The following is a 22,515-nucleotide window of genomic DNA, read 5'->3' as shown; positions in this document are numbered from 1 at the left end:
GAACTAGTGCAGCGCCAGAGAGTACAACTTAGCCTCCGGGCATACGGACTCAGGCACGACCTGACTGCCAGCGCCAAATCGCATGGTCGAGCGTGGTCGCCGACACACCAAGGCGCAGAGCAGCGCCCTCGATGGCCCGAGCAGCCGCGGCGGGCGCGATCAGTGGCTTGGGCTTGCCCGTCGCGTCCTGAACGAACCGGCAGATCATCCGGTCCGCCTTGACCCCGGGAACCCCAGCCAGCATCAGGAAGTAGCGCCACGAGATCCCCGACCGCTGTGCTGGCAGTCGGAGCCAACCGGTCTTGATCTCGGCAAGCTGCTCCGGATCGAGCGCTCGTAGCTGAGCCGGACTCGAGACTCCTGCCTCATCGAGGAACGACGCCGCCGTCTTGATGGCCGCCGCCTTGAGCGGCGCGCCAGGCTTGGTCGAGGTGCGGTTCCTGGTGCCGATGTCTCGTGCCCAGTCGTCGACGTCGCCGGCGTCGTCAAAGGTGCTCAACAGCTCCTTAGGTCCATCGGTGTCCGCCGCCCCGGGGCGCGCAGCGCGGTAGCGCCGGACCACGAGCTCCACCGTCGAGTAGCGGACGCCGAGGGACTGGATCGAGTCGATGATGCAGAGCGCGAGCGAGTCGGGGTAACCCGTCGGGCTCCTCCAGTTGTCCGGGTCGCCCAGCTTGTCTCGGACCCGGCGAAGAACGAGCTCGGTCAGGTTGGCGTCGGCCACAGCGTGATCATGCCCGGTACCGCCCTGCCTGGTGCCAGAACCGCGGATGTCGTCGCGCGCAGCGCGTTCCGCCCTCCTGCTCAACGTCGGAGGATCTCCCCGTCACCGCTCGGTATGTCTGCTGAAGCGCTTGCGGGCGCGCCGTCGGTCCGGCGCTGCGGACGCTCGGAATCCACCCTTTCGCCGAAGGCTTCCAGCGCAGCGAGGAGCGCAAGCCAGGCGTCGCGACTGCCCGACTCACGACGGATCTTCGCCGCGAGCTCGCGCGTCGTGAACGAGCTCGTGATCCTCGGGCTCGAGCAGGTCACTGAAGCGGTCGTCCAGCAGCCAGGAGCGGTCGGTGGAGGCGAACATCGCCACGGCGTCGAGGAATACCTCCAGCTGACGAGCGCGCCCCTCGATCCCGTCGCCGGGCATGACCGCCCAGTCGAAGTACGGGGCGTGAAGCGCCGCCCGGGCGGCGTCGTCAGTCAGAGAAAGGATCGTGCCGAACCTGTGGGAGCCGGTCTGCGCGGCTCCGCCGGCAGCCTCCGGCTTGTCGGGCCGGTTGAACACCCGCTCCCGATAGGCGGCGACCTCGTAGATGAGGCGGAGCACGTTGTCGTCGTTCATCGACGCGCCGACGATAAGCAGATGCTTGGTCAGAAGGATCGCTTGCACGACTGCACCGGCCGGACCGGACGCCGAGGCGAAGTCGACGAACTGCGCCCGCGTCAGCACGATGCTCTTCGGGTCTGTAATGTCGCCGTGGAGCTTGAGCAACCAGCGCCCCTCTGACGGAGGGACCTGGGTCGGAAGGATCGTCGCTGCCTGCGCGCCGGTCGCAGCGATCGCCTGCTCGTAGAGGTGGTCGTAGTTCGTCGTCACGGCCTGCTCGCACCGCAGGTTCGCGAGCAGCGCATGAGCAAGGGCCGGGACCAGCTTCTCGACCCGCTCCTTGATCTCTGCACCCATGTCGTCGCCGAGATTCGTGTGCAACAGCTGAGCTTGATCGAGAGCTGAAAGGTCAGCGAACCCCGCCCGTACATCCGCACCGAAGCTGGTCTTCTGCAGCAGTGCCTGTAGAAGACCGTCCCACGACGGCGCTCCCGCCGGCATGCTGGTCCCGGCGCCGATGAACAGCGCCAGCGACCCTTCGCGAGCCTGCTTCCCGATCGACGCCGGGCGCTTCAGGTCGACCTCGCCGAAGAAGTCCTGTTGCTGCTCGAGCCGCCGGTACTGCAGGGCGGCCAAGGTGGCGTCGTTCTGCGTCACGATAGCGATGTCGATCGCGTGATCGGCCACGAAGGTCCGACAGGTGTCGAGCAGCCGCTTGACCTGGCCACCTCGCTGACGGTCGAACCCACCGCCCTTGGTCCCAATGACGGGGAGGACGACAAGGGGTAGCGGGCGACCGGGGATCGTGCTCGTCAAGCCCGTCGAGGCGATGTCGTCCAGCGCTCGCCGCAGACGCCCGAAGGCGTCCCCGCCACCGGTTCTGGCTGCGGTGACGTCGACGAACCACACGTTGGACGACGCCTTGCTGCTTCGTCCCCAGCCCCGATCCGCCCAGGCGTCGGGCTGGTGGTCTTTGAGACGATCCGAATCGCCAGCACTGAGGGCGGCTCGCCAGTGGTTCTCGACCTTGAACACGCTGTCCGTGGAAACGATGGCCGCGTCGGCGACGACCTTGCCGATCGTGCTCTGGATGACGAAGACGTGTCCCAACGTCGTGCTCACGATTCGTCCACGTCCTCGTCGACCGGGCCGAAGTCTGCCCGCACCTTCTCGAACGCCAGGGCGACCAGCTCCTCGGCAGTCGCTAGCGAGGCTTCGTCGCTGACCTTGCACGAGACGCCGTACGTCTTGTGGGACTGGGCGTGAACCTCTGACCGACGCGTGAGCTCGTCCGGCAGCTCGTCGAAGGACAGCCCCAGCGACACCTTCCCGGACCAATGCACGAACGCGACGGCGCGAGTCTGCTCGGGAAGCGTGGCGTCATGCACCCGGACGTAGGCACCGACCGAAGCGTCCATGCGCTTGGTGCTTCCCACGAGGCCGACGCCACCGGCGAGGTCAGCCGTCTCCAGGAGGCGCTTGAGCAGCGGCGCACAGGTGCCGCTGAACCTGTCGAACGCCTGACCAACGGACAGGCCCGGCTCCTCCGAGGAGGCTGCCGCCAGCTCCTCCCCCGGCTCGAGCACAACTGACTTCTCAACCGCCGTGAGCGCCGGCTCGGTCACGGCGACCGAGGCGTTCGGCTGGTCCAGATCGAGGAATCCGTCGCCGGCAAGGTCGCGCACGCGCAGCCCGGCGCTGGCCTAGCGCGCCCAGCCCTCCGCGCCAGCTCCGAGGACACCGAGCTTCGCGTGCTCCTCGACGGTGACGATGCACGCGACCCCGCGCTCCTCGAGGAACCGGCGAAGGTCGTCCTCCGCCCACACCTTCCCGGACTCGAGCAGCCGGTCGATGATCCACTTCCGCGGCCAGACGTGCTCGTGGTTGACCTTCGCAGGAGTTGCCTGGTCGAGCGCCGCTGGCGTCGCGTAACGGACGTTGAACTTCGGGTGAGGCGCCACCCCGGCCGCCTCGGTCCACTTCCAGAGGCTGACGCTCAAGAGCTCGCGCTGGTGGGCGACGCTCAGCCCTCGTTCCGGCTCGAGCAGCTTCTGCACGGCGCGGAGGGCACTCAGCCGAGCCGCCTCCATCGCTGGCGTGACGTCGTAAGGCTCGTTGCGGACGATCGTGTTGTACGGCATGCGTCCTCGGGGGTAGGGCTCGCGCGAACTCGCATCGTAGAGCCCGCCGTACGTCCAGGTGGGCTCGTGGGCTGTCACGTCAGACGGGAACAGCAGTTGCCGAGACGGAGGGGTGCAGGAACAGCAGCTCGGCGCGCACCGTCGCCCCTGTCGCCGCGGTCAGGCACTGGACGTAGGCCTCCATCTGCGGCCGGTAATAGGTCACCCGGGACGCGAGAGCGCCAGCGGGGATGGCGTCGGTCTTGTAGTCGACGACGACCAGGGTGGCGTCGTCATCGCGGAAGACCAGGTCGATGTAGCCCTCAAGGACAGTTCCGTCGTCCTGCAGCGTTCCCACGTACTGCTCGCGCCAGTGCTCCCGGGCCGCAGCCCGTTGCACCAGCGGCGAGGCCAGGGCTGAGCCCACGAGACCGCGGACCAGCGGCTCCTGCCCGAGGAGACCCTCCGCCACGCACTGAGCGGCGACGGCTCGGTCGACACCGATGTCCGAGTCGGAGGAGTCGAGCGCCACCACCTGGAGCACAGCGTGGACCGCCCGTCCGACGGCCGACCCGTAGCGACCTTTGGTCCAGGGTGGCAGCTCCAGGTCACGAGCACCCTTGGCCGACCCCGCCGGAGGCGGCGAGGCAGCCAGGACGACCTCGGGTTCGGTGCCCTCCAGCCCGGACGCGCTCTGGGCGGACGGCCGCTCGCTGGACCGGCGCGCCAACAGCACGCCTCGCCACCACTCGTCGAACTCTGGCGGCGGGCTGACCGTAGCCACGGGCCGATTCGGCATCGGCGACGCCGCTGCCGGCGGCTCGAAGGGGACCGCCCGGGCCGCCGTACCGGCACCGGCCTCCGCGAGAAGCGAAGCAGCCGTCTCAGGGCCCTTCTCCTTCCGGTGCAGCGACACCACGAGGTGGTCTCGGGCGCGGGTAGCGGCCACGTAGAGCAGCCGTCGCTTCTCCAGCCGGTCCATCTGCTCGTCGACCGGCGCAGCAGCGTCGAAGTCCCCGGCCTGCACGTCCTTGGACAGCTTGACCGCGTAGCCGCCCTCGGGCGGCCACAGCAGCTGCACGCCGCGCCTCCGGTTTTGCTGCGCCGTCATCCCCGACAGCACCACGATCGGGAACTCGAGCCCCTTGGCCGCGTGGATCGTCATGATCCGTACGGCATCCGCGTCCTTCTCCGGCAGCACGGCCTCGGCGACGCGGCGTGTCTCCTGACCTTGGTGGGACGCCCACGCGACGTACTCCCGGAGGCCGCCACCGGCCGCGACTTCCGACCACGCCCGCGCCTGGTCGACGATGAACCGGAGCCGGCGCCATGCGTCTCGCGACCGGGAGCGACCGGCCGCCACCTCCCACATCCGGCGGTCGGCGACCACGGTCGCCAGCAGCTCGCTGGGCAGCATCGCCCGGGCGTCGAACGACAGCCGCTTGAGGTAGCGGAACGCTGTCCCCACCGGCCCGGCCGACAGCGCCTCGTCCTCGAGCTCGGCGTACAGGTTCAGCGCACCCCCCGCATGCTTCCAGCGCCACAGGTCGTCGTCGCCGCAACCGAACAGCGACGATCGCAGCACCTGGACGAGCGCCAGCTGGTCCGTGGGATCCGCGACTGCGCGGGCGCACGCCAAGAGGCTGCGTACCTCGTCGGCCTGGTAGACCAGCGAACTCGATTCCGCCCGGTACTCGACCCCTCCGGCGGTGAACGCGTCCTCCAGGAACGGCAACGATGTACGCGCCGGCACCAGGACTGCGATGTCATCGGGCCGCGCTGCGCGCAGCTCCTTGGTCACCGGATCCGTCACCTGCCAGCCGTCGACCAGCGCATGCTGCACGACCGCCGCCACGTCCGCCGCCTCGCGGGCGCGGAGCTCGTCGGCCCCACCGCGCGAGGGAAGGTCCAGGTGCACGTCTCGACCGAGCACGGTGACGCCCGGCCCACGCTCCCACTGCTGACGGTGCTGGTCCAGGGCGGCGTACGGCGGCTGACCGCCGTCGACCGCCTGGATCAGGTTGCCAAACACCGTGTTCACCCAGTCGAGCACCGGCGCGACGCTGCGGAAGTTCGTGGTCAGGCTGACCTCCTCGCCGAGGTGCTGCGCGGCATCGAGGTAGGTGGCGATGGAGGCCCGCCGGAAGCGGTAGATCGACTGCTTGGGATCGCCGACCACGAACAGGCGACCGGGCGGCACGGGGATGTCGTGCCAGTCCTCCGCGTCCGCCGTCTCGCCAGCGGCGATACGTACGGCCAGCTCGATCTGGATGGGGTCGGTGTCCTGGAACTCGTCTAGAAGCAGCCGCTGGTAGCGCTGGTGCAGCCCACGGCGCGCCGCCGGGCTGGAGCGGAGAAGGTCCCGGGCCAGCACGAGCAGGTCGTGGAACTCCAGGCGGCTCTCGGCCCGTCGCGTTTCGGCGGCCGCTAGGACTCGGACCGCAAGCCACTCGGCCAGCCTGCGCAAGCAAGCGTCTCGGACCCGACTCAGGATTAGCGTCGCCTCGCTCACAACCTCGCCTAGCTCAGCACGCACACCAGCGACCGGAACGGACCAGTTCTTTGCCTGCCCTAGGGTCGGCTTGAGTTCGCTCGTCTCCCGCAGCACCATCAACGCGGTCTCGGCATCCGGCGCCGCCTCAATTTGTGCCAGCTGAGCAGCGAGGTCGCCCAACTTCGGCAGCAGCTTGTCGCTGTCGTTTCGGCACTGCTCTCGCAGGTCGAGAACGACCTCGGCCTTGCGGCGAAAGTCCGTCAGGTCGGGTGCCGCGACCTCCTCTACGGGTGCGCGCAGAATGCGTTCCTCGAGCAGGTCCCAGTCGTTGCCCAGCAGGAGCGCCAGCGAGCGCAGCTGGTCAAGGGTGACGCCGACGGCCATCCCCAGCAGCAGCGGTTGCGCCATCGTCTCGTCGTCCAGCAGCTCGCCGCGGATCCCCGACCAGCGGTCCTCGAACGCGACGGCCGACCCGATCTCGTCCAGCACCTCGATCTGAGGAGGGAGCCGGGCCTCGATGGGGTGCTCGGAGAGCAGCCGCTGTGCGAACGCGTGCAATGTTCCGATCGGCGCCGGGTCGAGGTCGTCGAGCGCCTCGCGTGCTGCTTCCTCCGTGCCGTCGCCCTGCATCACGGCTCGCTCGAACGCCACCCGGAGCCGGTCCCGCAGCTCGGCGCCCGCCTTGTCGGTGAAGGTCACCGCCGCGACGTGGCGCAGCGGGACGTGGTCATGCAGCACGAGCCGGAGCACCCGGTCGACCAGCGCCGACGTCTTGCCCGAACCCGCACCAGCGTTGACGAACAGGGTCGACCCGGTCTCGGTGCACACACGCTGCCGGGCGCTGGCGTCCGCCAGAGGCGCGGTCACGAAGGCACCTGGTCGGACGCAGGCTCGACCAACGCCAGCAGCTCCCGTAGTTCGGACGCTCCGCGCTTGCGGTGCCAGTCCTCCCGCAGCTCGCCGTAGCCCATCCCGTCAGGGTTGCAGTAGGGGCACTGCACCCAGGCGAAGTCGGGCTGCTCGGGCGCTCGAGGCGGGAACAGACCGGCCGCGACGCCAGCGACCAGGGTGCCGACGACCTCGCCGTACGCCTGCTCGGTCTCGGGCGTGAGGTCCACGGCGATCCGGCGGCCGCGGTCCTTGCGGACGAACCAGTAGTGGGCGCTGACCGGGGTGGTCGGTCCGCCCAACCGGGCCCGCGCCGCGAGCGCGTAGACCGGCAGCTGCAGCTTGGTACCGCCGACAAAGGGGTCTTTGTTGATCTCGAGAAAACGGGAGGGACCTCCGGTCTTGATGTCGATCACGACCAGGCTCCCGTCGGACCGGTCGTCGACGAGGTCGGCACTGCCGCGCATGGCCACGGTCCCGCCGGGAACGATGACCTGCGCCGCCGGCTGGTCCCCGAACCCAAAGCTCAGCTCGCTCGCGCGGATGCGTACCTTCTGCTCGGAGCGCCAAGCGGCGTCCGTCTTCAGCATCGCGCCGAGGTCGGCAAGGATCCGCTGCCGCTCCCCCTGCCACAGCCGCGGATGACCCGTCACGCCCTGCCGCTCCAGATCCTCCGCCGCGCTGCTCGCCAGCTCCTCGAGCCGGGCGTAGTGGGCCGGCGTCCACGGCTCGCCGTGACCGGGCAGCTCGATCCCGCCCTCACGGACCAGCCGATCGATCATCTCGTGCATGAACGTGCCGATCTGAGCCGGAGAGATGATCACGATGTCCTCCGGCTGCTCGATCGGTTCGACCCGCAGCAGCCGTCGGACGAAGAAGGCGTGCGGGCAGTCGGCGTACGACTCCAGGGCCGTGGGCGAGACGGCCAGTTCCCCTAGGGCGTAGTTCGGCAGTCCTTCGGCCCCAGAGAGATTGCCGTCGAACCGAGTAAACACATGGCTGGCTCGGGCATCAAGCAACGCTCGCGCCGCTTCGATGACGCCATCGTCCAGGCCAGCACCTGAGGCCGCCTGCCGGGTACGCCACTCCTGCTCGTTGCTCAGGGCCGCTGTCGTCAGCAACTCGCCAGCAAACGAACCGGAGGTCACCATCGCCTCGCCGTAGTCCGCTCGCTCCCACTCGGTCGCCGGCAGGGCGGGGTCGTTCGCCAACCGCCGCAGCGTCGGCAGCAGGAAGCGGCTCGGCAGGCGGACGGCCGAGCGCCGCAGATCTCCGCGCGGGAACGACGCGACAACCTCGGGCGCGGAGGCGAAGGCGGCGAGCACCTGGCGGTGCAGCTGGTCGACCTGGTCGCGCGACGTCGGCAGCTCTCCGCCCGTGAGTTCCCGGACGTAGTCGGGCAGCAGCGCGTCCTCGTGCAGCCGACCAGGACACAGGTCTTCGCTCAGCCCGACAACGAAGACCGTGTCGAGGTCGAGCCCGACGGCCGTGGCGAGCGGTCCGACGTAGACCCCGTCACCGAACCGCCCGATCCGCGGCAGTGCAGCGGTCAGCGCGACGTCGAGAGCCTCGCGGAACCCGGTCAGCGAAGCGTCCGGGTCCACGGCATCCAGACCAGCCACGGCGCTAAGCGTCGAGCGCAGGACCGCTGCGGCGTACTGCTCCTCAACGGGTAGGCGGTCGGCGTCGGTGAAGCCGACCAGCAACGTCTCGAACAGTTCCGTCGCCCATCCGGCCAGCTCTGCCCAAGACGTCATCCGGCTCGCCCGGGCCAGCCGTCCGCGGAGCTCGGCCGCGAAGGCAGCCAGGCCCGTCGCCGCCGTGATGGCGCGCCGGCTGTACTCGATCCGCGCCTCGTCCAGGTCGGCGGAACTCTCCTGGCTAGCGATCTCGGCGGCTTCGATCTCGATCAGTCGATCGAGCCGCAGCGTCCAGTCCTCCCCACGGACGACGCCAGCGCTCCGCGAGGTTCGCTCCCATCGCGACAGCGGGATCCGATTACCCTCGAAGTCCTTGACGGGCGTGCCAGCGAGCGCGTGGAACAGATCTGCACGCGGCACGTCGCCCTCAGCCAGACCCAGCAGGCCCAGCGCCACCCGTGACAGTGCCCGGTCACGGACGCTCCGAGGGCCGGGCCCGTTGACGGTGATCCCCGCAACCTTCAGGTGCTCGTGCAGCAGTCGGGCGTACGGCTTCTGAGCCGGGTACAGAACGGCGACACGGTGCGCAGGCGTCGCCTTCAGCCGCTCGACAACCTGCCGCACGACCATCTTGATCTCGTCGTCGGCGTCGGACGCGTTGATCACGGTGGTGGCGGTCGGCGGCTCCTCTACCTCGCCCACGCCTGCCTCTGACCAGAGGACAGCCTGGTCAGCGCGCGAATGACCGGTGCGTCCTGCGACAACAGTGAGATCCGCCTGGGTAGCGAGAGCATCGACGAATGCCCGCCGTGCCGGGGTGAAGTCCTGCGGGAGATAGAGCACCACGGCGCCGAGATCCAGGCTCGGGACGACACCGGTGGCGGCGGTGAGCAGGTCGACCTCGTCGTACCAGCCGTCCTCCAGGCGGCCGGCAACCTCCTGCTGCAGGCGGACGACTTCCTGGGTCAGCCCACCGGTGGCCGCCAGGTGGTCGAGGGTGGCCGTCGATACGTGACGCAGCGAGCGGTAAGCCTGAACCAGCGCCTGAACCGTGGCGGGGTGCTCGGCGACGTCGGCGAACAGACTCGGCTTATCACGCAGCGCGGTACGCCAGGCGCCCGCCAGCGCAGACGGTGCGATGGGCCGCCGCTGGTCCATGCGAGGCGCAGCCCAGCGTTCGGCAAGCCGGTCGAGGGTGCTGATCTCGAGCGCTGCGACGCCCGGGTGGCCAGCCCTCAGACCGCTCGCGAGTGATCTCCTGGCCACGACACCGGCGAGGTTCGACGGCACGAGGATCGTGACCCGCCGCATCGGATCGTCCGCCTTGGCCTGCGCCACAGCCTTCCGCAGCACGTCGAGCGCGTCTGCGCCGTAGGCACACGTCTCTACTCGCACACCCGCCCCCTGGCTTGCCCCGAGCCTGCTGTGGCTTGTCGTTCGGTGAAGCCTGTCATATGACTTTGGTACAGGCACCCGCCCGGGACTGATGGATGTGCGCGGGTCCGTGTTGGTCTCCTCGATCACGTCGCTCCAGGTATTGGGTCTGGTCCGACCCCTCGATGACCGCCGGCCCAGTCCTGGCGGCCTGGGTACACGGAGCAACACGGCAGGACCCCGCAGAAAACGCCCCAGTCGAGATTAGGGTTCGGACGGTGACCGAGCACTTGGTGGCTGCTGACGTGATCGCCGAGCGTCTCCGCTTGACCAAGCACAGCAGCTACACCTGCCTTGCGACGAAGCGCACGCCCGCCCATCGGCTCGGATCCCTGTGGAGGCTGAAGGTCACCGAGCTCGACGAGCGGGTGCGCAACAACGGCGCTAGCCAGACGTCGGAACTCTCCAAGAAGGGGGCTGACTGATGGAAATCATCGACAACCTCAACCGGTTGCTCGGCGACGACATCAAGATCTCGCTCACTCGCGGCTCCAAGCTCCGCATCGCGGCCTCGACCTTCTCGATCTACGCCTTCGAGGCGCTCCGCAAGGAGCTGGAGGGCGTCAAGGAGCTGGAGTTCATCTTCACCGCGCCGACGTTCGTGGCCGGCCAAGCGACCGACAAGGTCAAGAAGGAACGCCGAGAGTTCTACATCCCGCAGGCCCAGCGAGAGTCCAGCCTCTACGGCACAGAATTCGAGATCCGGCTGCGCAACAAGCTGACCCAGCGCTCAATTGCTCGGGAGTGCGCCGACTGGATCAAGCGCAAGGTCACGTTCAAGTCCAACAAGACCGGCGCGCCGATGCAACAGTTTGCGGTCATCGACGACCGTGCCGCCTACATGCCCCTCCACGGCTTCACGTCCGCCGATCTCGGCTACGAGCGCGGTGATGCGGTCTCGAACCTCGTCAATAAGATCGACGAGGCCCCCCTCGCCTCGGCCTACCTCCAGACCTTCGACCAGATCTGGTCGAGCCCTCGGCAGGTCGAGGACGTCACCCGACTCGTCCATGAGCACATCGCGAGCGTGTACGCCGAGAACAGCCCCGAGCGGATCTACTTCCTGATCCTCTACAACCTGTTCTCGGAGTTTCTCGAGGACATCAGCGAGGACGTGCTTCCCGACGACCTCACCGGCTGGCGTGATTCGGATATCTGGAAGCGGCTGTACAACTTCCAGCGCGACGCCGCGGTGGGCATCATCAACAAGCTGGAAACCTACAACGGCTGCATCCTCGCTGATAGCGTCGGCCTCGGGAAGACCTTCACAGCGCTCGCAGTCATCAAGTACTACGAGAGCCGCAACAAGTCGGTCCTGGTCCTCGCGCCGAAAAAGCTCGAAGACAACTGGACCACCTACAATAGTCCTTACGTCACCAACCCGTTCTCCAACGACCGGTTTAGTTACCACGTCCTCGCCCACACCGATCTGTCCCGGGACAGGGGCTACTCCGGCCGGCTCGACCTGAGCAAGGTGAGTTGGGGCAATTTCGACCTCATCGTCATCGACGAATCTCACAACTTCCGCAACGCCGACTACGCCGAAGAGAAGGAGAGCCGCTACCAGCGGCTCATGCGCAAGGTGATTCGAAGCGGGGTGAAGACTAAAGTCCTCATGCTGTCGGCCACCCCTGTGAACAACCGCTTCAACGACCTCAAGAATCAACTCCAGCTTGCTTACGAAGGCGAATCTGAGCAGCTCTCGGCAAAGCTCGACATCGACAAGTCGATCGAGCAGGTCTTCCGCGAAGCCCAGGTTGCCTTCAAGAGGTGGTCCGAGCTCCCCGCCGAGGAGCGCACGACCGGAGCTGTCCTACGGATGCTGGACTTCGACTTCTTCGAGCTCCTCGACGCTGTCACCATCGCCCGCTCCCGCAAGCACATCCAGTCGTTCTACGACACGGCCGAAGTCGGGGCTTTCCCGAGCCGCCTCCCGCCGAAGTCGATTCGTGAGCCACTCACCGACCTCCCGCATGCGCCAAGGTTCAACGAGATCTTCGAGCAGCTCCAGGAACTCAACCTCGCGGTCTACACCCCGCTGTCATACGTCTTCCCCAGCAAGATGCAGAAGTACGTCGACATGTACGCCGTCCAGGGCGGAACTTCCCGGGGCAACCTCGGTATGACCGGCCGCGAGCAGGGCCTTAAGACCCTGATGACAGTCAACCTGCTCAAGCGTTTGGAGAGCTCTGTCGAGGCGTTCCGCATCACCTTGCGCAAAGTCGAAGCCGCAGTCGACCACGCGCTCCGTGACCTGGATGACAAGGGCGGCAGGATCGCCGACATCGGCGCGGAGTTCGGTGATATACAGGCCGAGGACGACGACTTTGAGGTCCCGACCGCTCCGTCGGTCGGAAGGAAGTACCAGATTGACCTTGACGACATGGACACCACGTCCTGGCGCAACGACCTGTGGCACGACCGCGAGACGATCCGCGAGCTCGCCGAAGCAATGGACCTCATCACTCCGGAACACGACCGCAAGCTCCAGCGAGTCCGACGCATCATCAGTGACAAGATCGAGCACCCACTCAACGGCGGCAACAAGAAGGTGCTGCTCTTCTCGGCGTTCGCCGACACCGCCCGCTACCTGTACGCCAACCTGGAGCAGACCGTCCACGCCGAAAGATCACTCGAACTCGGTCTGGTCACCGGCGCGACTCACCCGAAGACGACCCTGGGCGACGGCTTTGACTTCCAAAAGCTCTTGACGTTCTTCTCTCCCGGCTCGAAGGACAAGGCGGTCGTCTTCCCGGACGAGCGCGGCGAGATCGACCTGTTGATCGGCACGGACTGCATCTCAGAAGGTCAGAACCTCCAGGACTGCGACTACGTCGTCAACTACGACATCCATTGGAACCCGGTGCGGATCATCCAGCGCTTCGGGCGCGTCGACCGCATCGGGTCGAAGAACTCCGTGATCCAGATGGTCAACTTCTGGCCTGATATCAGCCTCGACGAGTACATCCACCTCAAGGAGCGGGTCGAGAACCGTATGGTGATCGCCGACCTCGCAGCCACCGCCGACGACAACCTCCTCACTCAAGAATCCAACGACACCAAGTTCCGCAAGGAGCAACTCCGCCGCCTTCAGGACGAGGTCGTCGAGCTTGAGGACGTCCGCACGGGCGTCTCGATCACCGATCTCGGGCTCAACGACTTCCGCATGGACCTGCTCAAGTACATGGAGCAGTACGGCGATCTCGCCTCCTCGCCCAAGGGCCTCCACGCGGCCGTTGCCGCCGATGCCGAACTCGGCCTTCGTCCCGGTGTGATCTTCGCGCTGCGCAGTGTCGACGAGCAGACGAAGATCAACCGCCACAATCGCCTGCACCCGCACTATCTGATCTATCTCGACAACGACGGTAATGTGGTCACCGACCACACCGAGGTCAAGCAGCTCCTCGATCTGATCCGGGCGAGCTGCCAAGGTGCGCATGAACCGATCCCTGCCGCGTATCGCGTCTTCAACCAGCTGACGAGCGAAGGCGCCGAGATGGGCGTCTACTCCAACCTGCTCAGCGGGGCCATCAACTCCCTCATCGACGTCACCCAGCAGCGCGACATCGACAGCCTCTTCTCAGGACCAAAGACCACCGCGCTACAGCAGAGCTTCGAAGGACTGGACGACTTCGAGCTGATCGCCTTCCTCGTCATTGTCGAGCCCGAGGGCGGTGACCTCGGTGGTTGAGCATGTCGGAACCAACCTGATTCAGTGGCCCGAGGCGGCGAAGGTGGACCGGGTCATTCCGAAGGAGCGCCTGTACACCGAGGCCAGCGCCGGCACGGCTCTCAGGCAACGGTTCGTCGACGAGGTCCAGCGTGTTCGCTGGGCCTACAAGCTCGGCGAGGAGTCGTTACGTCTGGCGCCCAGCGAGACCGTCACCGAGATCCAAGTCTTCGTCCTCGACTTGAAGGGCTCGAGCCTCGACAACTCCGTGCTCGCATCCATCGACAAGGCGATCCCGAGCCAGATCATCTTCGAGCTGCGGCGCGAGGACGGTCTGTGGATGGAGCAGGTGATGGCTGCGGCCTACAAGCGTGCCGACGGCAAGGCCAAGGGCACTGACTACTTCCGCACTGGCTGGATCGACTCTGACCAATCGCGTGACCCGCTGCCCGCCGCCCTCAACATGGACGGCCTGTACAGCCAACTTCTGGGACGCCTGCTCCCGCACCCCATCAGGCCGGCCGAGGAACTGTCGGACGCCCTCGACAGGATGGGACGTGCTCGCAAGCTCATTCGCGAGGTCGCCGCGCTGGAAAAGAAGCTGCGCGCCGAACCCCAGCTGAATCGCAAGATCGAGATCCGCAGGCAGATCAAGGAACGCGCCGCCGTGCTCACCGAGCTGACCGACCCCGTACCGAACAACAAGGAATGACCGTGGACAAGCTCAAGATGCACTCACCGGACCTGACTCAGCGCAACATCGAGCAGATCGCCGAACTGTTCCCCACTGTCGTTACTGAGACCCTCGACGCCGACGGGAACCCGGCCCGGGCGGTCGACTTCGATGCCCTCCGCCAGGAGCTCTCTGATCACGTCGTCGAGGGCCCCCAGGAGCGCTACCAACTTGACTGGCCCGGAAAGCGCGCCGCGGCCTTCGCCGCCAATGCGCCAATCGCCAAGACGCTGCGCCCGATGCGCGAGGAGTCCGTCGACTTCGATACCACCAAGAACCTCTTCATCGAGGGCGACAACCTCGACGCACTAAAACTTCTTCAGGAGTCCTTCCTCGGCAAGATCAAGGTCATCTACATCGACCCGCCATACAACACTGGCAACGACTTCGTCTACGAGGATGACTTCGCTGAATCGAGCGCCGACTACCTCACTCGCTCGGGCCAGAAGTCGGAGACTGGGGACCGCCTCGTCGCGAATACCGAGGCGAACGGGCGCTTCCACTCCGACTGGCTCAGCATGATGTACCCACGGCTGAAGCTGGCGCGTGGCCTGCTGACCGACGACGGCATCATCGTAGCTTCGATCGGAGACGACGAGCACGCTAACCTCCGCCTACTCCTCGATCAGGTCTTCGGCCCCGAGAACTTCATCTCAGATGTCGTCTGGCAGGGCGGCCGTAAGAACGATTCCCGCTACGTTTCCAACGGGGCCGATTACATGCTGATCTACGCGAGGAACGAGATGCACCTCAGCGAACTCGGTGTGCGGTGGCGCGAGCCCAAGGTTGGGCTCGATGCGGCGTTGACGAAAGCCGCCTCCATATGGTCGACCCGTCAGAGCGAAGCGGAGGCTTCGCTCCAGTGGAAGGCCTGGCTTAAGAGCAAGAAGACCGCCGGCGAGATCACCGACTCGGTGGCGCGGTACGACCAGCTCCAGTCCGAAACCGGACGACCGATGAACACCTACGGCAACATCACGTGGCCTGGCCGAGGCGGACCCACGTACGAGGTTCTGCATCCGACGACGCGAGAACCGGTATCGCTGCCTAAGACTGGCTGGCGCTTTCAAAAGGACGAGATGGATCGCAGGATGGCGGCTGGCCAAATCTGGTTCGGCTCGGACGAAACGGCGATACCTCGTGGAATCTCCTTCCTTGACGAGACGAGCGAGCAGGTCGCGATCTCGGTATTCGAGCAGGACCGCAAGGCCGCGAGCACCGACATGCGCAATCTCATGGGCGAGATCGCCTTCGAGAATCCCAAGGATCGGCGTGTACTTGCGCGTTGGCTCCGTCTCGTCACCGGTGCGGAGAAGGACGCCGTTGTCCTCGACTTCTTCGCGGGCTCTGGTTCGACTGGCCACGCCGTTATGAGTCTCAATGCGGCAGATGGCGGACATCGCCGATACATCCTCGTCCAGCTTGATGAGGCGGTCAGACACCCGGACTACGACACGATCGCCGACGTCGCTCGTGAGCGCCTGCGCCGCGCCGGTGCACAGGTGCAGCGGGAGACGGGCCTGGAGGGTGCTGATCTTGACGTCGGCTTCCGATCGCTACGCGTGGCGACGACCAACATGGCTGACACGCTCACGACCGCGGACGACCTAGTGCAGGCTGCACTATCCGAGGCTGTCGGCAGCGTAAAGCCCGACCGCACCGACGAGGACCTGCTCTTCCAAGTGCTGCTCGACTGGGGGCTCGACCTCGGCGAGCCGATCGCGGTTGAGGACGTTGCTGCCCGACGGGTGCTTTCGGTCGCCGATGGCGCTTTGATTGCGTGCTTTGCCGAGAAGGTGACGGACGCCGTGGTGAGGGAGATCGCTACCCGCCACCCGCTGCGCGCTGTGTTCCTCGACGCGGGCTTCGCCACCGATGCGGCGCGCATCAATGCCGAGCAGATCTTCCGCGAGGTGTCGCCCGAGACCGACGTAAAGGCTATCTGAGCCGATGAAGCTTCAGTTCAAGGTCCAGCAGTACCAGACCGAGGCCGTCGATGCCGTCGTCGACGTGTTCATCGGGCAGCCGTTCGCCGACGGGGTGAAGTACCGCATCGACCCCGGCAAGGAGGCGGCGCAGACCATGATGGAGGACGCGGGCCTGCGTAACGCGGAGATCGCGCTGACGCCGCCGCAGCTCACGACGAACGTGCACCAGGTGCAGCGGGCGCGAGGTCTGGAGTTGTCGAAGAGTCTCAAGGACCCTGTCAAGAAGTCTGTCGCCCCAATCAATCTCGACATCGAGATGGAGACCGGCACGGGTAAGACCTACGTCTACATCAAGACCATCATGGAGTTACACAAGCGCTACGGGTGGTCGAAGTACATCGTGGTCGTGCCATCGATCGCTATTCGCGAGGGCGTGAAGAAGTCGTTCGACATCACCTCCGAGCACTTCCAGCAGATGTACGGCACCAAGCCACGTACCTTCGTCTACAACTCTGCGCGCTTACACGAGTTGGAGCGGTTCTCATCCGATGCGGGCGTGCAGGTGATGATCATCAATATCCAGGCCTTCAACGCCACCGGCAAGGACGCCCGCCGCATCTACGAGGTGCTCGACGACTTCCAGTCTCGCAAGCCTATCGACGTGATCGCCGCAAACCGCCCGATCTTGATCATCGACGAGCCACAGAAGATCGAGGGTGACGCGAAGAAGCCGTCGAAGTCGCTCGAGGCGCTCGGACTGTTCAACGCTCTGTACGCGCTGCGGTACTCGGCCACCCACAAGATCGAGCGCACCAAGGTGCACCGCCTCGACGCGGTCGACGCGTACAACCAGAAGCTCGTCAAGAAGATCGCGGTGCGTGGCATCACCGTGAAGCACCTGGCTGGCAGCACCGCCTACCTGTACGTGGACGGGCTGGAGGTCGGCAAGGGCGCGAACTTCCCGAAGGCGCGCGTCGAGCTGGAGGTACAGACCGCGCAGGGCATCAGGCGGCAGGTCAAGCGGCTGAGCCAGGGCATGAACCTGCACACCGTCTCCGGCGGCATCGAGGCGTACAAGGGCCTGTTCATCCGTGACGTCGACGCGAACCGCGACGTCGTCGAACTGAGCAACGGCGACATCATTGGAGCCGGCGAGGTCACTCAAGACGTGGCCGAGGACCAGAAGCGTCGCATGCAGATCCGCGAGGTCATCCGCGCCCACCTCGACAAGGAACGCGAGCTGTTTGCGCAGGACATCAAGACGCTGTCGCTGTTCTTCATCGACGAGGTCGCCAAGTACCGCGACTTCGACCGAGACGACACCCTCGGCGAGTATGCCCGCGTGTTCGAGGAGGAGTACGAGGCGGTGCTCACCGACTACCTCAGCCAGCTCGACCTCGACGAGGCCACAGAACGCTACCGCGAGCACGTCCAAGCGATCCTGGTGCGGTCGACGCACGAGGGCTACTTCTCGATCGACAAGAAGACCGGGCGAGCGATCGACGGCAAGATCGCCGCTCGGGGTGACTTCGCAGGCCAGTCGGACGACGTGGACGCCTACGACCTGATCCTCAGGGACAAGGAGCGGCTCCTCTCCTTCGAGGAGCCCGTGAGATTTATTTGGTCGCACTCGGCGCTACGCGAGGGCTGGGACAATCCGAACGTGTTCGTGATGGGCATGCTCAAGAAGAGCGACAACACCACCACGAGGCGGCAGGAGATCGGCCGCGGCCTTCGCTTGTCGGTCGACCAGCACGGGGAGCGGATGGACAACCCCGTCACCGTGCACGACATCAACGAACTGACCGTCGTCACCGACGAGTCCTACACCGACTTCGTCACCGCGCTCCAGAAGGAGGTAATCGAATCGCTGTCGGCCCGCCCGCGCAAGGCGAGCCCGGACTACTTCACCGGCAAGCAGATCAAACTTGCCGACGGCTCGACGAGCATGGTGGAGACGGCGCTCGCGCAGGCGCTGTACAACCACCTCATCCGCCACAACTACGTAGACGACGACGGCTTCGTCACCCAGGTGTACAAGGACGCCCGCGCCGACGGCACCCTCGCCGCGCCGACGTCGGAGGCACTCAAGCCGATCATCGACTTCGCTTGGCCGCTCGTGGACGCGCTCTACCTTGACGTCCCCAGGCCGGCCGACGGCCGCAAGCCGAAGAAGATCCCGTTCAACGAGGCCAACTTCAAGAAGCGTGAGTTCCAGGAGCTGTGGGGCCGCATCAACCATAAGGCCATCTACCGAGTCGAGTTCGATTCAGCCGAGCTGATCGCGAACTGCGTCCGCGCGCTCGACAAGGCCCTCACTGTCACCGTTATGCAGTACCTTGTTGAGACAGGAAAGCAGGTCGTCGGCCTCGAAGTCGAGCAGCTTGAAGCTGGCACGGGGTTCAAGGTCTCGGAGACCAAGGTCGAGCACTCGGCGGTATCGGCGGCTTCCACCGTCAAGTACGACCTGCTCGGTGAGATCGCCGAGAAGGCACAGCTCACTCGCCGAACCTGCGCCACGATCCTCACGAGCATCAACCCGAGCACGTTCGCGAAGTTCAAGCAGAACCCCGAGCAGTTCATCACCGAAGCCGCCCGCCTCATCAAGGAGCAGAAGGCGACGGTCATCGTCGAGCACCTCACCTATGACTCGCTCGACAACCGGTACGACTCCTCGATCTTCACCGAGAACCAAACCGCGCAGGACCTGTCGAAGGCAGGCGACAAGCTCAAGAAGAGCGTCTACGAGTACGTCGTCACCGACTCAAAGGTAGAGCGATCGTTCGTCGAGAAGCTCGACGTCAGCGACGAGGTCGTCGTCTACTCGAAGCTGCCACGCGGGTTCTTCATCCCCACCCCAGTAGGTAATTACAACCCCGACTGGGCGATCGCCTTCCGCGACGACACGACGAAGATCAAGCACGTCTACTTCGTCGCCGAAACCAAGGGTTCGATGTCAAGCCTTCAAATCAAGGGCGTCGAAAACGCCAAGATCGAATGCGCCCGCAAATTCTTCGCGTCCCTCAATGGGAAGCTCGACACGGACGTCCAGTACGACGTCGTCACCGACTACACCGAGCTGATGCAGCTCGTCATGGGATAGGCGGCAGCTCGCACAACGCGAAGTCAGCTTCTCGTACTTGAGGTGGGAAAAGCAGGCCACCGATTCGAAGTGCATGCCGCCAGGTTCAGGGTCGGGATCCTAGTGGCATGCTGCCGAAGATTACCTACGTGATCTCCGCAGCTGAGGTGCAGCGCCAGCGGCGCTGCGGCGCAACGCGTCGTCGCAGGTAGGCGTCGAGGTTGCGCAAGCCTGAAAACTCGCACATTTGCCATCTGGGTGACCTCGACGTGCTCGACGTGCTCGACGTGCTCGACGTGCTCGACGTGCTCGACGTGACCTTCGTCTGCCCTGATCTGGTCAGGTTCTGTCGGCCAGACGAGCTGGCTTGGAGGTGGCCGGGCAGCAGCCGGAGCGGGCGGTGCGGGCCTGTCGGCTGACCGGGAGCGACCCGCGGTGTCGCTCATGCAGTTGCGAGGGCGGGTGCCGCCTGACTCGGTGCCTTGGCAGTGCACACGAGCGGCTGGGCTGCGCCCGACCATGCGGCTAATCACGGTCCGCCCCGATACCTGTACCGGCTGCGGGCACGTGTGGCGCCAATACAAGACTGCGGCGGCGGAGTCGAAAGGCGAAGCTGTCAGGTCGGGCGCTGCAGGCGGGCACCTGCTTCCACCTCAACGAGAGGTGCGCCGGCCAGGCGCTGGGCACGTCGTGGGCGAGCTCGAACCGGGCCGTCCTTGATGAGGGCCGGCAGGTACTGATCGCCGACCGCCCCGGTTCGACGCCGTCACCACCCGCGGCGTCGACGAGCACTTGTGGCGCCCCACCCACTGCCGCGACTCGTACGTCGCTTTGATCGTCCATTCGAACGCCGTCCGTGCCGGCACTGTCCCGGCTGCTCGAATGGTCGAGGGCCGCTCGAGCGGGCCCTCGCCGCTTGGCTCGCCGTGCCAAGCTAAGCCTGTCGCGACCGAGTGGAGGTCATCGTTATGCACGGGTTCACCAGCTTCTAGACGGCCACCAGCGAACGGCTACCCCGACTCGATCGCGGTGATGGTCCTCGTCACGTAGTTCGCCTAGCCGGTGGCGCCGTCGACCAGCGCCGGCGCCGGGTCCAACAACGGCTGCACTGCACCGCGGCCGCGGGCCGCGGGCCGCGGCCCATGATCCGCCTTACCAGGCCCGCCGGGTCCTGCCCACCGGAACCGGCCTGCACCAGCGTGAAGCAGCGGCGCACATTTCGACAGTCCGTTCACCTCGAACGCCCAAATCGAGGTCGAGGCGACCTGCGCGATCTGCCGCCCGCGTCATCGGCGCCTGCCGCCCCACCCCGGACCGAGTCGTCGGACCCGCCGAGCTGCAGGCCGTCGTTAGCAACCTTGGCCAGGCCGTCCCGGCCGCGCTGTGCGGCGTCGTCACGCCGGGCCGAACCCTGGCCAACTTCGACCGGCCCGGCACCTCGCACGGGCCCACTAAGGCGATCAACAGCCGCCCAAGAAACACCGTTGTGTCACCGTCATCGGCTACCGCAACCTCACCAACCACGTCACGCGAGCACTCCTCGTGAGCGGAACCTCCGGCCTGCAGTACACCCGCAACTGGGAAGAACCGCGCACCGCCCTGATTCCGTCGCCGGACGACCGAGCTTGCCCCCGGCGCGGCTCGACAACCGTGCGGTCGGACCAGCGTCGCCGTCGCTTCCCCGGCCACGAGGTCGTTGCCCCACGTATGTCCGAGCCAGCAAGTACCGTTCTTTGAGGCGCCCTCAGGGTGAACGACAGTCCAGCGGGGGGTAGGAGCAATCATGAGCACTGAGATCGAGCTGATCAGCGACGGCAAGGGTCTCGCCGTCATCGGCAACGCGGCCGATGTCGAGCGATTTTTCCTCTCCTCCGGCCTCGCCAACGTCCCCTCGAAGTCTTTCGACCTGCATCGCGTCCGATCCGCGGCCAAAGTTACTGGAGGCATCGCCGAGGCCGCATCGGTCGCGGCCGAGAACGCGGGGCGCTGGGTCAAACTGACTGAAGAGTCCGCGAAAGTCTTCAGGCATGCCAGGATGATGAAGGGGCCTGCCGAAGGAACCTCGCGCGCGATTGCCATGGGCAACAAGGGCACGAAGCACATATTGCAGATCGTCACGAAGCCCGGCACAGCGCTCATGAACCCCGCGAACATCGCTGGCGTCGGAGCGATTATGTCCCAGTACGCCATGCAGCAGCAGATGGACGAGATCGTCGAGTACCTGGAGCTCATCAACAAGAAGGTCGATGACATCCTCCGCGGCCAGAAGGATGCCGTGCTAGCGGACATGATTGGCGTCGACCTCATCATTGAGGACGCGTTGATTGTACGCGACGAAGTCGGTCGCGTTTCCGACATCACGTGGTCCAAGGTTCAAGCCACATCGCAAACCCTCGCGCGAACGCAGGCGTACGCGCTGCGGGAGCTCGACGCGATTGCCGAGAGGCTCCAGAAGAAGGCCGATGTCGGCGAGATCGCCAAGGCCACCCGTGATGCTGAGCCCAAGGTGCGCGAATGGTTGGCCGTGCTAGCCCGAACTTTCCAGCTTCACGACGGCATCTCGGTGTTGGAAATCGACCGGGTTCTGGACGCTGCTCCGGAGGAACTCGAAAGCCACCACGCAGGTCTGCTGAAGGCCCGCGCAAATCGTCTCGACCGCATCGGCCGCAGTACGGCCGCCCTGCTCAGCCAGATGGACGAGACTGTGCGCAAGGCGAATGCGAAGGTACTCCTCAACCCGTTCGATTCCCCTGCGGCCGTCCGGTCGAGCCACCGAGTCGCAGCCGAAGTGCACAGCCTCCGCGGTCGGCTCGGGCTTGAGGAAGGCCTAGAGGCTGCGGACGCCAAGCACTGGGGTCAGGCCGCCGGCGAAGCGCTGGAGAAGGTTCGCGTGGGCACGAGCGAAGGCGCTGTTGCAGTAAAGCGCTTCGGGGATCAGACCGTCGATCAGGCCACCGAAGTCTTCAGGGCCGTGGACCTCGACGGTGACGGCATCCCCGACCAGCCTCGCGCGGCGGCAGCAGCTGAACAGGCCGGAGCGGCGATTAAGGGCGCAGCCACCGGAGTCGCCGGGGCCTTCGGCACTCTGTTTCAGCGTAAGCGAGGTGCCGCGACGGTGGTGGCGAAGTCGGAAGGCGACGCCTCGGACCCCGCTGACTCTTAACCAAGGCTTTCCGAACTCGACCTGCCTGCCAAGGCAGGCCGG

Annotated in this window: 13 protein-coding genes; 7 read left to right on the top strand and 6 right to left on the bottom strand. The window is 65.9% G+C overall.

The annotated features are described in order from the left end of the window. Positions 1 to 49: 49 nt before the first annotated feature. From BLU42_RS01660 to BLU42_RS01635, 6 genes are all read right to left on the bottom strand, one after another. The gene (locus BLU42_RS01660) at positions 50 to 724 is read right to left on the bottom strand and encodes a hypothetical protein (RefSeq protein ID WP_091072807.1); all 675 of its coding nucleotides are present in this window, start codon (positions 722 to 724) and stop codon (positions 50 to 52) included. 237 nt (positions 725 to 961) lie between these two features. Beyond that, complete coding sequence (locus tag BLU42_RS01655) at positions 962 to 2,443, bottom strand: SIR2 family protein (RefSeq protein WP_091072805.1); 1,482 nt, start codon at positions 2,441 to 2,443, stop codon at positions 962 to 964. Beyond that, on the bottom strand, positions 2,440 to 3,006 hold the full coding sequence (locus BLU42_RS01650) for a hypothetical protein (protein ID WP_091072803.1): 567 nt from the start codon (positions 3,004 to 3,006) through the stop codon (positions 2,440 to 2,442). The genes BLU42_RS01655 and BLU42_RS01650 overlap by 4 nt, the downstream gene beginning before the upstream one ends. 18 nt (positions 3,007 to 3,024) lie before the next feature. Further along, positions 3,025 to 3,462 carry a hypothetical protein gene (locus BLU42_RS01645; protein WP_091072800.1) on the bottom strand — a complete coding sequence of 146 codons (438 nt, stop codon included), beginning with the start codon at positions 3,460 to 3,462 and terminating at the stop codon, positions 3,025 to 3,027. A gap of 79 nt (positions 3,463 to 3,541) precedes the next feature. Further along, on the bottom strand, positions 3,542 to 6,802 hold the full coding sequence (locus BLU42_RS01640; RefSeq protein ID WP_231918394.1) for a UvrD-helicase domain-containing protein: 3,261 nt from the start codon (positions 6,800 to 6,802) through the stop codon (positions 3,542 to 3,544). Continuing rightward, entirely contained in the window at positions 6,799 to 9,816 is a 3,018-nt protein-coding gene (locus BLU42_RS01635) for a PD-(D/E)XK nuclease family protein (RefSeq protein WP_231918393.1), read from the bottom strand. Before BLU42_RS01635 ends, BLU42_RS01640 begins: the two co-directional genes overlap by 4 nt. A gap of 299 nt (positions 9,817 to 10,115) precedes the next feature. Here BLU42_RS01635 and BLU42_RS01630 point away from each other — a divergent pair, with 299 nt between their 5' ends. The 7 genes from BLU42_RS01630 (at position 10,116) to BLU42_RS01600 (ending at position 22,473) form a co-directional block, all read left to right on the top strand. Next, a complete protein-coding gene (locus BLU42_RS01630; RefSeq protein ID WP_091072798.1) occupies positions 10,116 to 10,322 on the top strand; it encodes a MerR family transcriptional regulator in 207 nt (68 codons plus the stop codon). Further along, positions 10,322 to 13,588, top strand: coding sequence for a helicase-related protein (locus BLU42_RS01625; RefSeq protein ID WP_091072796.1), 3,267 nt, complete (start codon positions 10,322 to 10,324; stop codon positions 13,586 to 13,588). The genes BLU42_RS01630 and BLU42_RS01625 overlap by 1 nt, the downstream gene beginning before the upstream one ends. Then, on the top strand, positions 13,572 to 14,279 hold the full coding sequence (locus BLU42_RS01620; RefSeq protein ID WP_157719715.1) for a DUF4391 domain-containing protein: 708 nt from the start codon (positions 13,572 to 13,574) through the stop codon (positions 14,277 to 14,279). The genes BLU42_RS01625 and BLU42_RS01620 overlap by 17 nt, the downstream gene beginning before the upstream one ends. 2 nt (positions 14,280 to 14,281) lie before the next feature. Beyond that, positions 14,282 to 16,246, top strand: coding sequence for a site-specific DNA-methyltransferase (locus BLU42_RS01615; RefSeq protein ID WP_172825728.1), 1,965 nt, complete (start codon positions 14,282 to 14,284; stop codon positions 16,244 to 16,246). A gap of 4 nt (positions 16,247 to 16,250) precedes the next feature. Continuing rightward, on the top strand, positions 16,251 to 19,331 hold the full coding sequence (locus BLU42_RS01610; protein ID WP_091072792.1) for a type III restriction-modification system endonuclease: 3,081 nt from the start codon (positions 16,251 to 16,253) through the stop codon (positions 19,329 to 19,331). Positions 19,332 to 19,531: 200 nt separating this feature from the next. Then, positions 19,532 to 19,729, top strand: a complete 198-nt coding sequence (locus tag BLU42_RS21240; RefSeq protein ID WP_231918392.1) for a hypothetical protein — start codon at positions 19,532 to 19,534, stop codon at positions 19,727 to 19,729. A gap of 1,364 nt (positions 19,730 to 21,093) precedes the next feature. Then, positions 21,094 to 22,473 carry a hypothetical protein gene (locus tag BLU42_RS01600; protein ID WP_091072791.1) on the top strand — a complete coding sequence of 460 codons (1,380 nt, stop codon included), beginning with the start codon at positions 21,094 to 21,096 and terminating at the stop codon, positions 22,471 to 22,473. Positions 22,474 to 22,515: the final 42 nt, after the last annotated feature.

The sequence above is a fragment of the Microlunatus sagamiharensis genome (genome assembly GCF_900105785.1).
In the GTDB taxonomy this organism is placed as follows: Bacteria; Actinomycetota; Actinomycetes; order Propionibacteriales; family Propionibacteriaceae; genus Microlunatus; species Microlunatus sagamiharensis.
This window is presented reverse-complemented; position numbering and strand designations above follow the sequence as displayed.

Bases quoted from the DNA above. Each gene is read 5' to 3' on its own strand.
- BLU42_RS01610 (WP_091072792.1), top strand. From the start codon at position 16,251: ATGAAGCTTCAGTTCAAGGTCCAGCAGTACCAGACCGAGGCCGTCGAT.
- BLU42_RS01600 (WP_091072791.1), top strand. From the start codon at position 21,094: ATGAGCACTGAGATCGAGCTGATCAGCGACGGCAAGGGTCTCGCCGTC.
- BLU42_RS01625 (WP_091072796.1), top strand. From the start codon at position 10,322: ATGGAAATCATCGACAACCTCAACCGGTTGCTCGGCGACGACATCAAG.
- BLU42_RS01645 (WP_091072800.1), bottom strand. From the start codon at position 3,462: ATGCCGTACAACACGATCGTCCGCAACGAGCCTTACGACGTCACGCCA.